At 75.0% G+C, this 12,653-nt stretch carries 12 protein-coding genes; 4 read left to right on the top strand and 8 right to left on the bottom strand.

What is annotated here, in order from left to right; all coding sequences use genetic code 11:
• Positions 1 to 66: 66 nt before the first annotated feature.
• From ACT17Q_RS04510 to ACT17Q_RS04495, 4 genes are all read right to left on the bottom strand, one after another.
• Positions 67 to 549: a DUF456 domain-containing protein gene (locus ACT17Q_RS04510; protein ID WP_094182290.1), complete on the bottom strand. Its 483-nt coding sequence runs from the start codon at positions 547 to 549 to the stop codon at positions 67 to 69.
• Positions 550 to 613: 64 nt separating this feature from the next.
• Positions 614 to 961 carry a hypothetical protein gene (locus ACT17Q_RS04505; RefSeq protein ID WP_268531476.1) on the bottom strand — a complete coding sequence of 116 codons (348 nt, stop codon included), beginning with the start codon at positions 959 to 961 and terminating at the stop codon, positions 614 to 616.
• 95 nt (positions 962 to 1,056) lie between these two features.
• The gene (locus ACT17Q_RS04500) at positions 1,057 to 1,758 is read right to left on the bottom strand and encodes a LuxR C-terminal-related transcriptional regulator (protein ID WP_444664929.1); all 702 of its coding nucleotides are present in this window, start codon (positions 1,756 to 1,758) and stop codon (positions 1,057 to 1,059) included.
• Positions 1,755 to 3,152, bottom strand: coding sequence for a PspC domain-containing protein (locus ACT17Q_RS04495; protein ID WP_444664928.1), 1,398 nt, complete (start codon positions 3,150 to 3,152; stop codon positions 1,755 to 1,757). Before ACT17Q_RS04495 ends, ACT17Q_RS04500 begins: the two co-directional genes overlap by 4 nt.
• 180 nt (positions 3,153 to 3,332) lie before the next feature.
• Between ACT17Q_RS04495 and ACT17Q_RS04490 the strand changes: the two genes are divergently transcribed.
• A complete protein-coding gene (locus ACT17Q_RS04490; protein ID WP_444664927.1) occupies positions 3,333 to 4,811 on the top strand; it encodes a PspC domain-containing protein in 1,479 nt (492 codons plus the stop codon).
• Complete coding sequence (locus ACT17Q_RS04485) at positions 4,808 to 5,158, top strand: hypothetical protein (RefSeq protein ID WP_094180656.1); 351 nt, start codon at positions 4,808 to 4,810, stop codon at positions 5,156 to 5,158. The genes ACT17Q_RS04490 and ACT17Q_RS04485 overlap by 4 nt, the downstream gene beginning before the upstream one ends.
• Positions 5,159 to 5,225: 67 nt before the next feature.
• Here the strand turns inward: ACT17Q_RS04485 and ACT17Q_RS04480 are convergent, their stop codons facing one another.
• The 4 genes from ACT17Q_RS04480 to guaA all read right to left on the bottom strand — a co-directional run bounded on the left by ACT17Q_RS04480 (position 5,226) and on the right by guaA (position 8,873).
• Entirely contained in the window at positions 5,226 to 5,720 is a 495-nt protein-coding gene (locus ACT17Q_RS04480; RefSeq protein WP_094180657.1) for an aromatic ring-opening dioxygenase LigA, read from the bottom strand.
• Between the two features lie 261 nt (positions 5,721 to 5,981).
• A complete protein-coding gene (locus ACT17Q_RS04475; RefSeq protein WP_444664926.1) occupies positions 5,982 to 6,647 on the bottom strand; it encodes an aromatic ring-opening dioxygenase LigA in 666 nt (221 codons plus the stop codon).
• Positions 6,648 to 6,802: 155 nt separating this feature from the next.
• Positions 6,803 to 7,261 carry a DUF3817 domain-containing protein gene (locus tag ACT17Q_RS04470; protein WP_444664925.1) on the bottom strand — a complete coding sequence of 153 codons (459 nt, stop codon included), beginning with the start codon at positions 7,259 to 7,261 and terminating at the stop codon, positions 6,803 to 6,805.
• Positions 7,262 to 7,289: 28 nt separating this feature from the next.
• Complete coding sequence (guaA, locus tag ACT17Q_RS04465) at positions 7,290 to 8,873, bottom strand: glutamine-hydrolyzing GMP synthase (RefSeq protein WP_094180658.1); 1,584 nt, start codon at positions 8,871 to 8,873, stop codon at positions 7,290 to 7,292.
• A gap of 127 nt (positions 8,874 to 9,000) precedes the next feature.
• Here guaA and ACT17Q_RS04460 point away from each other — a divergent pair, with 127 nt between their 5' ends.
• Positions 9,001 to 10,854 carry an ABC transporter ATP-binding protein gene (locus tag ACT17Q_RS04460; RefSeq protein WP_444664924.1) on the top strand — a complete coding sequence of 618 codons (1,854 nt, stop codon included), beginning with the start codon at positions 9,001 to 9,003 and terminating at the stop codon, positions 10,852 to 10,854.
• Entirely contained in the window at positions 10,851 to 12,590 is a 1,740-nt protein-coding gene (locus ACT17Q_RS04455; RefSeq protein ID WP_444664923.1) for an ABC transporter ATP-binding protein, read from the top strand. Before ACT17Q_RS04460 ends, ACT17Q_RS04455 begins: the two co-directional genes overlap by 4 nt.
• The last annotated feature ends 63 nt before the right edge of the window (positions 12,591 to 12,653 follow it).

Raw genomic sequence — 12,653 nt, 5'->3', positions numbered from 1 at the left:
CAGCCTAGGCGCCGCCACCGACAGCCGGGGACGGCGCACGCGACGCCTCCGGTCCCGGGACGCGGGTCACGAGGTCGCGAGGCCGACGAGCCACGCCAGCGTGACGAGCATCGCGCCGGCGAGCTCGACCAGGATGGTCAGCCCGGTCGCCTGCATCGCGGCGAGCGTCGCGCGCCAGGCGGGCTGCGCCCGGCGCACACGCACCCACTCCGCGAGGTACACCGCGCCGACGAAGCCGACGACGAGCCCGACCACGGGGATGACGAAGAACAGCACGGCGCCGGCCACGCCGCCCCAGACCAGCGTGCTGCCGGGCACGCCGGCACGCTTGAGGTGCCGTCCGGCGAGGAGGTACTTGCCGACCATGGCGGCGGCCGTGACCAGCACGGAGACCACCGCGACCGTCCAGCCGACGACGCCACCCGTGACGACGCCCCAGACGACGACAGCGCCCGCGACGAGCAGCGCACCGGGCAGCACCTGCACGACGACCCCGAACAGCCCGACGAGGACGACGACCCCGACGACGACCTCTCCCCAGCCCGGCACGAGGCCCGAGGATACCGGGCGCGGACCCTGCCCGCGGCGCGAGGCCACGGGCAGGGTGGACGAGTCAGTGCCAGAGCACCGCGATCGCGACGTTCAGCACGGTGAGGCCGGCGATCGCACCGAGGAAGCCGGTGGTCACCTTCTCGGGCCGACGCCCGCCGACGACGACGAGCGCGGTGACGACGAGCGCGATGACGAGCTTGACCGTGATCTTGACCATGTTCGGGTCGGCCAGGTCGTCGCTCATCTCCTTCACCCCCACCATGAGGATGCCCGTGACGAGGGCGGTGAGGGCACCGTGCAGGGCGCCGGTCGGGATCTTCGGGTCGCGCATGCTGACGAGCACGCCGCCGAGCACGACAGCCCAGCCCAGCAGGTGCAGGACGAGCAGCAGGTTCTTCAGGAGCTCCATGCCGCAAGGATACGACGAGCCGCGTGACGTTCTGACACCGTGTCAGGATCTGCCTGTCGGGCGTCGCCGCCCCGCGCACCCCAGACCTCCGCGCGCTACAGCAGGCGCCGCGCCGCGGCCCACCGCGTGAGCTCGTTCCGGTTCGACAGCTGCAACTTGCGCAGCACCGCGGACACGTGGGTCTCGACCGTCTTGATCGAGATGAACAGCTCGCCCGCGACCTCGCGGTAGGTGTAGCCGCGCGCGATCAGCCGCATGACCTCACGCTCACGCGCGGACAGCCGGTCGAGCTCGTCGTCGCCCGTCGCGACGTCCCCCGCCGCCGCGCCGAACGCGTCGAGGACGAACCCCGCGAGCCGCGGCGAGAAGACCGCGTCCCCGTCCGCGACGCGACGCACGGCGTCGCTCAGCGCGTTCCCGTCGATCGCCTTGGTGACGTACCCGCGCGCACCCGCCCGGATCACCGCCACCACGTCCTCCGCCGCGTCCGAGACCGACAGCGCGAGGAACCGCGTCCCCGGGACGTCGGCGCACGCGCGGATCACCTCCGCGCCCCCTCCCCCGTCGCCGCCCGGCAGATGCACGTCGAGCAGGACGACGGGCGGGCGCAGCTCGTGCACGACGCGCACCGCCTCGTCGACGCCCGCCGCCTCACCGACGACGCGCACCCGCTCGTCGAGCGACGCACGCACACCCGTGCGGAACAGGTGGTGGTCGTCCACCAGGACGACGTCGACCGCGCCCGGCCCGGCCGAGCCGGCGATCCGGTCGGGCAGCTGCGGGACGTCCTGCGTCATGACTCCTCCTCGGTCGGTGCCTGCGCACCCGCGGACAGGGGGACGCCGGTGCCGGGCCCGGTCGGCGTCACGCTAGACGGGTCGGCCGGCGCGCTCGCCGCGAACGGCATCGCCAGGTGCACCTCCGTGCCCTGGCCGGGCCGGCTCGTCACCGTCGCGGTGCCGCCGCGGCGGCGCACACGGCCCAGGATCGACTCACGCACGCCGAACCGGTCGGGTGAGACTGCCTCCGGGTCGAACCCGTCGCCGCGGTCCTTGACGAAGACCTCGACCTCGGCCGCGCCGACCTCGAGGTAGAGCGAGACGGGCGGGCGGCCGTGCACGACCGCGTTGACGAGCGCCTCGCGCGTCGCCTGCAGCAGGGCCGCCGTCGCCTCGTCGGGCACGCGGTCGCCGACGACGACCGTGTCGACCGCCACCGGCTCGCCACCCGGTCCGGAGCGCGAGTCCTCGACCTCGGCGACGACGTCCCGCAGCGCCGCCGCGAGCGACGTACCGGGCGCCGGGCGGTCGTCGTACAGCCACTCGCGCAGCTCGCGCTCCTGGGCGCGGGCCATGCGCGCGACCTCCGCCGGGTCGTCGGCCCGGGCGCGGATGAGCGCGAGCGTCTGCAGGACCGAGTCGTGCAGGTGCGCGGCGATGTCGGCGCGCTCCGACTCGCGCGCCCGCGCCGCCCGCTCGTCGGCCAGCGCCCGCCACAGCCGCAGCCACCACGGCGCGACGACGAGCGCGACCCCCGCGAGCACCGCGAGCGACGCGACCACCGACTGCACGAACGTCGCGGCGTCCACCCCGGGGCCCGTCGCGCGCCCCACGAGCAGCAGCACACCGACGCCCGCGATCACCACACCACCCAGGAGCCGCACCACCGACACGGGCGTGCGGCCGCCCGCGCGGCTGCGCCAGCGACCCCGCGCGACCTCGTCGAGCTGGCTCCACGCGAGCGCGGCACCCGCCAGGACGACGAGCAGCGGCAGCACCCAGCCCGCGTCGAGCCGGTCGGTGCGCACCGCGACGAGCACCCCGGCCACCACGACGAGCAGGACGCCCACCGCGATGTCGGTCACGGGCCACCGGCGGCCCCGCGGGTGCTCGTCGTCGCCGCCCGGCCGGCCGGCGAGCCGCGCGAGGTTGGACGGCCGCGACGCCGCCGCGACCTCCCACGGGTCGCCCGGCGGGACGGTGAGCCACCAGAACACGTACAGCACCACGCCGACCCCGCCGACGAGCGTCGCGACGACGAACGCCACGCGCACCCCGCCCAGCGGGAGGCCCAGGTGCGCCGCGACTCCGGAGGCGACACCACCGACCCAGCGCCCGCGCTCGGGGCGCCGCAGCGCGCCGCGCGGCACGCGGGGGCGCGGCACGGCGGTCGGTCCGGCGGTCAGGTCCACCACCGCATCGTCACACGTCACGACGCCGACCGGGGCCGCCAACCACCGCTGCGGGCACGGATCAGGGCAGGGATCAGGGCGTGGCTCAGGGCCCGGACCCGGGGTGCGGACCCCGGGTTCAGGGTCCGGTCAGGGGAGCACCCGATGTCGCGCGCGGGCCGCGGCCGCCACGATCGTCGTATGAGCTCGACCACGCCCGGCACACCACCGCCTGCCGCCTCCCCCCAGCCCACCGACGGACCCGCACCCGACGGGGCGCCCCGCCCCGACGGCGGCGGCTTCTTCGGCGCCGTCCGCCGGCTCGGCGTCCAGCGCTCCGACGACCGCTGGGTCGGCGGCGTGTGCGCCGGCGTCGCCGACCGGCTCGGCATCGACCCGCTCGTCGTGCGCGGCCTGCTCGTCGTGACGTTCCTGCTGTCCGGGGTCGGCGCGGTCGCCTACGCGATCGCGTGGGCCCTGCTGCCCGAGCGCCGCGACGGCCGCATCCACGCCGAGGAGCTCGTCGCCGGACGGTTCGACACCGCGGTGCTCGGCGCGGCCGCGCTCCTCGTGATCGGCCTGGGCCGCGGCGACAACGGCTGGTGGAACGCCGGCCCGCGCTGGGCGCACGGGGTGTTCGGCGTGCTGTCCGGCCTGCTGTGGCTCGGCTTCGTCGTCGCCGTCGCCGTGACGGTGCTGGTCCTGGTGACCCGCAGCCGTCCGCCGCGCGGCCCGGTGCCACCGTGGGCCGGTCAGCCGCCGCGCCCGCCGTACGGCCCCTACGGCCCGACCCCGGGGCAGCCGTCCGCCCCGGTCCCGTCTGCGCCGACCTCTGCGTCTTCCTCTGCACCGACCTCTGCGCCGCCGTACGGGACCCCGCCCCACACGGGCACGGCCGGGCACGCCCCGTACGGTCCCTACGGCGCCCCGAGCGGGCCGCCCGCGACCGCCTCCTACGCGACCGCCCCCTACGTCTCCCGGCCGCACGCGTCCACACCCCACGTGCCCGCGCCCACCAAGCCGCGCCGCCGTGGGCCCGGCGCGACGAGCGTGGGCGTCGTGGTCGCGCTGGCGCTGCTCACCTTCGCCGGCCTGCTCGCCGCCGAGCGCGCGGACCGCTACGACGGTCCCGTCCTGCTCACGACGCTCGGGGTCACCGCGGTGCTCGCGGGTGCGGGCGTCGTCGTCGCCGGGCTGCGGGGCCGCTCGAGCGGGTCGCTCGGCTTCCTCGCGATCGTCGCGCTGCTCGTGTCGCTCCCCGCGGGTGCCGTCGAGCACCGCAGCTGGACCTGGGACGAGGCCGGCGTGCACCGTCCAGGCGCCCCGGTCGTGGTGACCAGCCGCGCGGCCGCGCAGGACGGGCTGCGGTTCGGTGCCGGCGAGGCCACGCTCGACCTCACGGACGTCCCGCTGACCGACGATCTCCTCGTCGTGCCGATCTCTGTGGGCGCCGGTCGGCTCGACGTCGTCGTCCCCGCGGACGCGGCCGTCGAGGCGACGGCACGGATCGGCCTCGGCAGCGCCACGTGGGACGTGGACGGGCAGTACGAAAGCACGTCCGGGATCGGCATCGGCGGGACGACGTTCCGCGACGACGCGAGCCGTGCGGGCTCGCCACAGCTGTCCCTCGACGTGTCCGTGGGCGCGGGCGAGGTCACCATCACCCGGGAGGACTCATGAGCACGCAGGACCCGCGCGGCCTCGAGCCGGACGCGACGACGTCGCCCGACCCGGCGGTCGACGAGACCGACCCGACGACGGGCGCCACGCAGGTGCTCGAGCCCGACGAGACGTCGGCGCAGCCGGCCCCCGAGACGCCGCCCGTGCGCCCGGAGCGCGACGTGCGCGCACCGCGCGTCGGGACCGTCGTGTGGGGTCTGGTGCTCGCCGTGCTCGGCGTGGGGGTCCTGGCCTGGGCGGCGGGCCGGCAGATCGACGTGGACGTCGCCGCGATCGTGCTGGTCGCGGGCGCGGGCGTGGCGCTCCTCGTCGGGTCCGTCGTCTCCGGCGTGCGACGCCGGGGCTGACGCCCGTATCGACGAGGGGCCCCGACCGGCGGTCGGGGCCCCTCGTCGTGTGCCGGGTGCGCCGGGGTCAGGCGATCGCCGGCGAGGCCGGCGCCACGCCCGCGGGCGCGCGCTCGGCCACCGCGGCCGGCTCGACCTGCGCGACCGGCGCGAGCTTGCGGATCGCCAGCCCCGTGAGCAGCAGCCCCAGCCCCACCCCCATCACGAGCAGCGAGATGCCGAACGCGATCACGGAGGTGAGCAGCGACGTGCGCAGGAACGACGCCGTCTCGAGCGTCGCGCGCACCGGGTCGTCGCGGTCGAGCTGCGCGAACGTCTGACCCCCGGACGCGTCGAGCGCGTGCTTCTTGATCTGCTCGGTCTGCGCCCACGCCTCCCAGGGCGTGTCGAGCCGGTTGCCGCCGAACGCCGGTGCGTCGTCGGAGACCGTGATCCGCTCGGAGCCGAGGCTGACGCTCACGCCCACCCAGGAGCCGACGCCGGCCACGATGAAGGTGATCCCGAGGATCGTGACCCAGAGACCCAGGCTCCGGGCTGCGCGGCTGCGTGCTGTCGTCGTCACGTCTTCCCCTCTCTCGACGTCCCGCGCCGTCACCAGGTCCGTCGGCGTCCGTCGGGTGTCCGTCGGATGGTGGGTCGGGTGCCTGACCGCGGGTCGGCGCCGGCCGTGGCGCCATGCGGGACGGAACCAGAACGGGTGACGTCATTTCGAGAGGTATAACCGTTTAGTCCGCAACTATCGGACTCAGGGGCCGCGAATTGAAACGGTCCGGGCACGGCCGAGGCCCGCGTCCGGGCGGGACGCGGGCCTCGGCGGCGGGGGTCAGGCGCGGTCGTCGCGCTCGACCGTCGGGTCGGGCGGGGCGGCGTGCGTGTGCCCCTCGACCGCGGGCGGCGCCGCGGTCGTGGGCGCCGCGGTCGTGGGTGCCGCGGTCGCCGGGGCGACCGGGGCGGGCGGCGCGGTGACAGGCGGCGCCGGGGCAGCCGGTGCGGCGACCACCGGGGACGCGCTCGCCGGAGCGACCGCCGGTGCGACGCGCGTGTGCGCGGACGTGTCGTCGTCGACGACCACGGGGCTCAGCCGACGCAGCGCGATCCCGACGAGCAGGAGCGTGACACCGACGCCGACGACGAGCAGCGCGACCCCGAACGCGACCACCGACGTGAACAGCGACGACCGCAGGAAGGACGCGGTCATCATCGTCTCGCGGACCGGGTCGTCGCGGTCGAGCTCGGCGTAGGTCTTGCCGCCCGAGGAGTCGAGCGCGTGGTGGTTGATGATGTCGGCCTGGACCCAGGCCTCCCACGGGGTGTCGACGAGCTGGCCCTGGAAGGCGCTCGCGTCATCGGACACGGTGATGTTCTCGGCGGCGAGGTTGGTGCTGACCGCACCCCAGGTGACCGCCCCGGCCACGATGAAGATGATCCCGAAGACGATGACCCAGAGGCCCAGACCTCTCGCCCCTGGCTGCTTACCGGTGGTCGCCATGTGCTTCCCCTCTCTGGAGAGCCGGTCCCCGCCGCGTCGCGAACGGGGCCGTGCGCGGGCCGCTCGTCGCGTCCCTGCACGTCAAGCCTAGCGAGGGGCGCACGGGACGCACCCGCGGCGTGCCGGGCGGGCACGTCCGGACCGTGCCCGGAGGGTCAGCCCTCGACGGGGCCCGGCGCGGCGGGCGAGCGGGGTGCCGCGGCGTCGATGCGCGCGAGCGCCTGGGCGTGCACGCGGCGCTCGAGCACGAACGACATGACGGGCACGACGCCCGCGAGCGCCATCGTCACGAGCCTGCCGAAGCCCCAGCGCATCGTGGCCCACAGGTCGAAGACGGTGACGAGGTACACGACGTAGATCCAGCCGTGCGCGTACGGGATCCACGCGAACGCGTCCGCCACCGGCGAGTGGACCACGTACTTGAGCACCATCTCCACGCAGAGCAGCAGCAGCAGCATCACCCCGGTGACCCACGCGAGGACGCGGTAGCGCGTCAGCGAGCCGCGCGCCTTCGTCGCCCACGCGCCCGCCGTACCCGAGGCGCCCGCAGTACCGTGGGCGCCCGAGGTGCCCGCGGTGCCCGTCGCACCCGTCGTCGTCCCGTCCTGCGTCACGTCCTGCTCCCTGTCCACCGGCTCGCCGTCACTCCCACTCGATGGTGCCCGGCGGCTTGCTCGTCACGTCGAGGACCACGCGGTTGACCTCGGGGACCTCGTTCGTGATGCGCGTCGAGATCGTCGCGAGCACGTCGTACGGCATCCGCGTCCAGTCGGCCGTCATGGCGTCCTCGGACGACACGGGCCGCAGCACGACCGGGTGGCCGTAGGTCCGGCCGTCGCCCTGGACGCCGACCGAGCGCACGTCGGCGAGCAGCACCACCGGGCACTGCCAGATCTCGCGGTCGAGCCCGGCCCTCGTCAGCTCCTCGCGCGCGATCGCGTCGGCCGCGCGCAGCACGTCGAGCCGCTCGGCCGTGACCTCGCCGATGATCCGGATGCCCAGACCCGGGCCCGGGAACGGCTGACGCCACACGATCGCCTCGGGGACGCCGAGCTCGAGGCCGACCGCGCGGACCTCGTCCTTGAACAGCGTGCGTAGCGGCTCGACGAGCTCGAACTGCAGGTCGTCGGGCAGCCCGCCCACGTTGTGGTGCGACTTGATGTTCGCCGCGCCCTCTCCGCCGCCCGACTCGACGACGTCGGGGTACAGCGTGCCCTGGACCAGGAACTTGACCTCCTGGCCGTGGTCGCCCGCCTCGGCGACGACCTCACGCGCCGCGTCCTCGAACACGCGGATGAACTCGCGGCCGATGATCTTGCGCTTGGTCTCGGGGTCGGTGTGGCCCGCGAGCGCCGTGAGGAAGCGCGCCCGCGCGTCGACGACCTTGAGCCGCACGCCGGTCGACGCGACGAAGTCCTGCTCGACCTGCTCGGCCTCGCCGTCCCGCAGGAGGCCGTGGTCGACGAACACGCACGTGAGCTGGTCGCCCACCGCGCGCTGCACGAGCGCCGCGGCCACCGAGGAGTCGACGCCGCCGGACAGCCCGCAGATCACGCGCGCGTCGCCCACCTGGGCGCGGATCCGCTCGACCTGCTCGGCGATGACGTTGCCGGGGTTCCAGTCCGGCGCGAGGCCCGCACCCTCGTACAGGAAGTTCTCGAGCGCCTTCTGGCCCAGCGGCGAGTGCCGCACCTCGGGGTGCCACTGCACGCCGAACAGGCGCCGCTCGCGGTCCTCGAACGCGGCGACGGGCGAGCCCTCGCTCGTCGCGAGCACCTCGAAGCCCTCCGGCGCGGCGTGCACCGCGTCGCCGTGGCTCATCCACACCGTCTGCTGCTCGGGGCTGCCCGAAAGGACGGTGCCCGCCCGCGTCACCTCGACCGCGGTGCCGCCGTACTCCCGCAGACCGGTCTGCGCGACCGTGCCCCCGAGCGCCTGCGCCATGGCCTGGAAGCCGTAGCAGATGCCGAGCACGGGGACGCCCGCCTCGAACAGGGCGGGGTCGACGAACGGAGCGCCGTCGGCGTACACCGACGAGGGGCCGCCCGACAGGATGATCGCGGCCGGGTCCTTGGCCAGCAGGTCCTCGACACGTGCCGTGTGCGGCACGATCTCGGAGTACACGTTGGCCTCGCGCACGCGGCGCGCGATGAGCTGCGCGTACTGGGCGCCGAAGTCGACGACGAGGACCGGGCGATGAGCGGTGGGCTCAGGCGTCTGGGTCACGCCCTCAGGGTAGTCGCCGCGCCGGCCTGCTCCGGCCTGCCGTCCACGTCCGGGAACCCGACGACGTCCTGGCCGGGCACGGAAAAGCCTTCCGGGTCTGTCGGTACCCGCACGTAACGTGGAGCGGGTGCGATCCCTCCCCCTCATCGACCCGGGAACCCCGCCTCTGACGGGGCCCGTGGCGTACCTGGCGTGGCAGGCGCGCCGCCAGTGGGGCATCCTCACCGTCGGCGCGCTGCTCGGCGTCCTCATGTTCTCGTGCCAGGCGGCGCTGCCCTACGTCACCGGCCACGCGATCGACTCGGGCCTCGCGCACGGCTTCGGCGCGGACCTGTGGCGGTCGGCGGCGATGCTGCTCGGGCTGGGTGTGGTCTCGGCCACCGCGGGTGCGGTCGGCCACCGGTACGACGTCGAGAACTGGCTGCGCGCGTCGTTCGCCGCCTCCCAGCTCGTCGGCCGCCGCGTGTCCCACTCGGGGCACACCATCACGGCCGAGCTGCCGACCGGCGAGGTCGTGTCCGCGGTCGCGAACGACGCGCTGCGGATCGGCGAGATCTACCACACGTCGGCCCGGTTCATCGGCTCGGTCGTGGCCTACGGCATCGCCGCGTTCGTCATGCTGCGCACGTCGGTGTCGCTCGGCCTCATCGTGCTGCTCGGCCTGCCGACCGTCGCCGTGTGCATCGCCGCGCTCGTCAAGCCGCTGCAACGGCGGCAGGCCGCGCAGCGTGAGGCGTCCGGACGGCTGACGACGCTCGGCTCCGACACGGTCTCGGGCCTGCGGATCCTGCGCGGCATCGGCGGCGAGGGCGTGTTCACCGCACGCTACCGCGAGCAGTCGCAGCTCGTGCGACGCAAGGGCGAGGACGTCGCGGTCACGCAGTCCTGGCTCGACGCGCTCCAGGTGCTGCTGCCCGGCGCGTTCGTCGTCGTGCTCATCTGGTACGGCGCGCACCTCGCGGTCGCGGGCGAGATCACGCCCGGCCAGCTGGTGCAGGCGTACGGGTTCGCGGCGTTCCTGTCGTGGCCGGTGCAGCAGATGACGTACACGGTGCAGTCGGCGACACGCGCGCACGTGGGTGCGAGCAAGGTGCTGAACGTGCTGCGCGTGGTGCCCGCGACGGGTGCCCGGCCGGGCACCCGCCCGATGCCGCCCGCGCACGTCCCGCTCGTGGACGAGGTCTCCGGCACGGTCGTCACCCCGGGCCGGGTCTCGGCGCTCGTGTGCGTCGACCCGGACGCCTCCGCGGCCGTCGCGACGCGCATGGCGCGGTTCGACGACGCGGCCGAGGCGGACACCCCGGTGCGGCTGGGCGGCGAGCTGCTCGCCGAGCTCGACAAGCTCGCGGTGCGCGAGCGTGTCGTCCTCGCCGAGGCCACGCCGCAGCTGTTCTCCGGGACGCTCGCGTCCGAGCTCGACGTGCACGGCACGCGGGACGCGGAACGGCTGCTGCACGCGATCACGCTGGCCGACGCGCACGACGTGCTCGACTCCGTGCCCGACGGCCTCGACGGCGAGCTGCCCGAGAAGGGCCGGTCGCTGTCGGGCGGCCAGCGGCAACGCGTCGCGCTCGCGCGTGCGCTGCTGCTGGACCCCGAGATCCTGCTGCTCGTCGAGCCGACCTCGGCCGTCGACGCGCACACCGAGGCCCGGATCGCGGCGCGGCTCGCCGAGGCCCGGCGCGGGCGGGCCACCTTGGTCGTCACCGCCTCGCCGCTCGTCCTCGACCACGTCGACGAGGTGCAGCTGCTGGTCGACGGGCGCGTGGTCGCGACGGGCACGCACGCCGGGCTGCTCGCGCGGACCGACGCGCACGGCGCGGCGTACCGCCGCGTCGTCGGGCGCGACCTCGACGAGATGACACCACCGCACGGCGTCGCACAGGTGGGCGACGACGACCCGATCGCCGACGAGGCGTTCGACGAGCTGCTGCAGGACGAGCCCGCCGGGGCCCGGGACAGGACAGGAGGACGGCCGTGAAGCTCCCCATCGCGGACTCCGCGACCGTGCGCGCCTACGCGGCGTACCTGCTGCGCGCGCACCGCCGCCCGCTGAGCGGGATCGCGGTGCTGCACACCTGCGCGGCGCTCCTGGGCCTGGCGGGCCCGTGGCTGCTCGGGCGGCTGGTCGACGCGGTCGCCGACGGCACGACGACGGGCTACGTCAACGCCCTCGTGGCGGTCGGCGCGGGCGCCGTGCTCGGGCAGACCGTGCTCACGCGGTTCGCCCAGCGGTCCTCGATGCGGTTCGGCGAGATGGTGTTCGCCGACCTGCGCGAGGAGTTCATCGAGACCGTGACGTCGCTGCCGCTGTCGACCGTCGAGCGCGCCGGCACGGGCGACCTGGTCGCGCGCACGACGAACGACGTCAACAAGCTGCAGAACGCGGTGCGGTTCGGCGTGCCGCGCGTGATCGTCGCGGTCGTGACGATCACGCTCACGGTCGTCGCGTGCCTGGTGCTCTCGCCGCTGGTCGCCGTCGCGATGTTCGTCGGCGTGCCGGTGATGCTCGTGATCGTGCGCTGGTACCTGCGCCGCGCGACGCCCGCGTACCTGCGCGAGTCGGCCTCCTACGCCACGTTGAACGGCACCATCACCGAGTCGGTCGAGGGTGCGCGCACGATCGACGCGCTGCGCATGGGCGCGCGTCGGCAGGCGCGCGTCGAGGCGGACCTGCGCGAGGCGTTCGAGGCGGAGACCGCGACGCTGAACCTGCGCACGGTCCTGTTCCCGGGCGTCGACTTCGCGTTCATCACCGCGCCCGTCGCGGTCCTGCTGTGGGGCGGCTGGCTCGTCTCGCAGGGGCACGTGACGATCGGTGTGGTCGCGACGATCGTGCTGTACACCTACCAGGTGTCCGGCCCGGTCTGGGACCTCATCTTCTGGCTGGACGAGATCCAGGTCGCCGCGACGTCGCTCGCGCGCATCGTCGGGGTGCGGCTCGTCGAGCCGGACCGCGAGGTGCGCGAGGGGACCCCGGTCGACGAGGACCTGCGCGCGCGGGGTCTGCGGTACGCGTACCGCGAGGGTCACGACGTGCTGCACGGCGTGGACCTCGACCTGCGCGCGGGCGAGCGCCTCGCGGTCGTCGGGCCGTCGGGCGCGGGCAAGTCGACGCTCGGCCGCATGCTCGCGGGCATCCACCCGCCCACGGGCGGCACGGTGACCGTGGGCGGCGTGCCGCTCGTCGACCTGCCGCTGGACGAGCTGCGCGGGCACGTCGCGCTCGTGACCCAGGAGCACCACGTGTTCGTGGGCACGGTCGCGGACAACCTGCGTCTCGCGGCCCCGGGCGCCTCGCAGGAGGAGCTGCGCCGTGCGCTCGAGGCGGTCGACGCGTGGGGCTGGGTGTGCGCGTTGCCCGAGGCGCTCGAGACCGAGATCGGCTCGGGCGGTGCCCCGCTCACGCCGGCCCAGGCGCAGCAGGTCGCGCTCGCGCGGCTCGTGCTGCTCGACCCGCACACGCTGGTCCTCGACGAGGCGACCTCGTTGCTCGACCCGCGGGCGGCCCGGCACCTCGAGCGCTCGCTCAACGGCGTGCTGGAGGGCCGCACGGTGGTCGCGATCGCGCACCGGTTGCACACCGCGCACGACGCCGACCGCGTGGCGGTCGTCGACGGCGGCCGGATCACCGAGATCGGCCCGCACGACGAGCTCGTGGCGGCCGGCGGCGACTACGCGGCGCTGTGGCGGTCCTGGCAGCACGAGTCGGCCTGACGCCCGCCGCGGAGCCGGTCCGACGCCCCTGTTCGCCCACAGCGAACAGGGGCGTCGGCGTCG

The organism is Cellulomonas sp. CW35, from assembly GCF_052378485.1.
Classification (GTDB): Bacteria; Actinomycetota; Actinomycetes; order Actinomycetales; family Cellulomonadaceae; genus Cellulomonas; species Cellulomonas uda.
The sequence above is the reverse complement of the archived record's forward strand: the minus strand, read 5'-3'. Positions and strand labels throughout refer to the sequence as shown.

Bases quoted from the DNA above. Each gene is read 5' to 3' on its own strand.
- ACT17Q_RS04490 (WP_444664927.1), top strand. From the start codon at position 3,333: ATGAGCTCGACCACGCCCGGCACACCACCGCCTGCCGCCTCCCCCCAG.
- ACT17Q_RS04475 (WP_444664926.1), bottom strand. From the start codon at position 6,647: ATGGCGACCACCGGTAAGCAGCCAGGGGCGAGAGGTCTGGGCCTCTGG.
- ACT17Q_RS04505 (WP_268531476.1), bottom strand. From the start codon at position 961: ATGGAGCTCCTGAAGAACCTGCTGCTCGTCCTGCACCTGCTGGGCTGG.
- ACT17Q_RS04485 (WP_094180656.1), top strand. From the start codon at position 4,808: ATGAGCACGCAGGACCCGCGCGGCCTCGAGCCGGACGCGACGACGTCG.
- ACT17Q_RS04500 (WP_444664929.1), bottom strand. From the start codon at position 1,758: ATGACGCAGGACGTCCCGCAGCTGCCCGACCGGATCGCCGGCTCGGCC.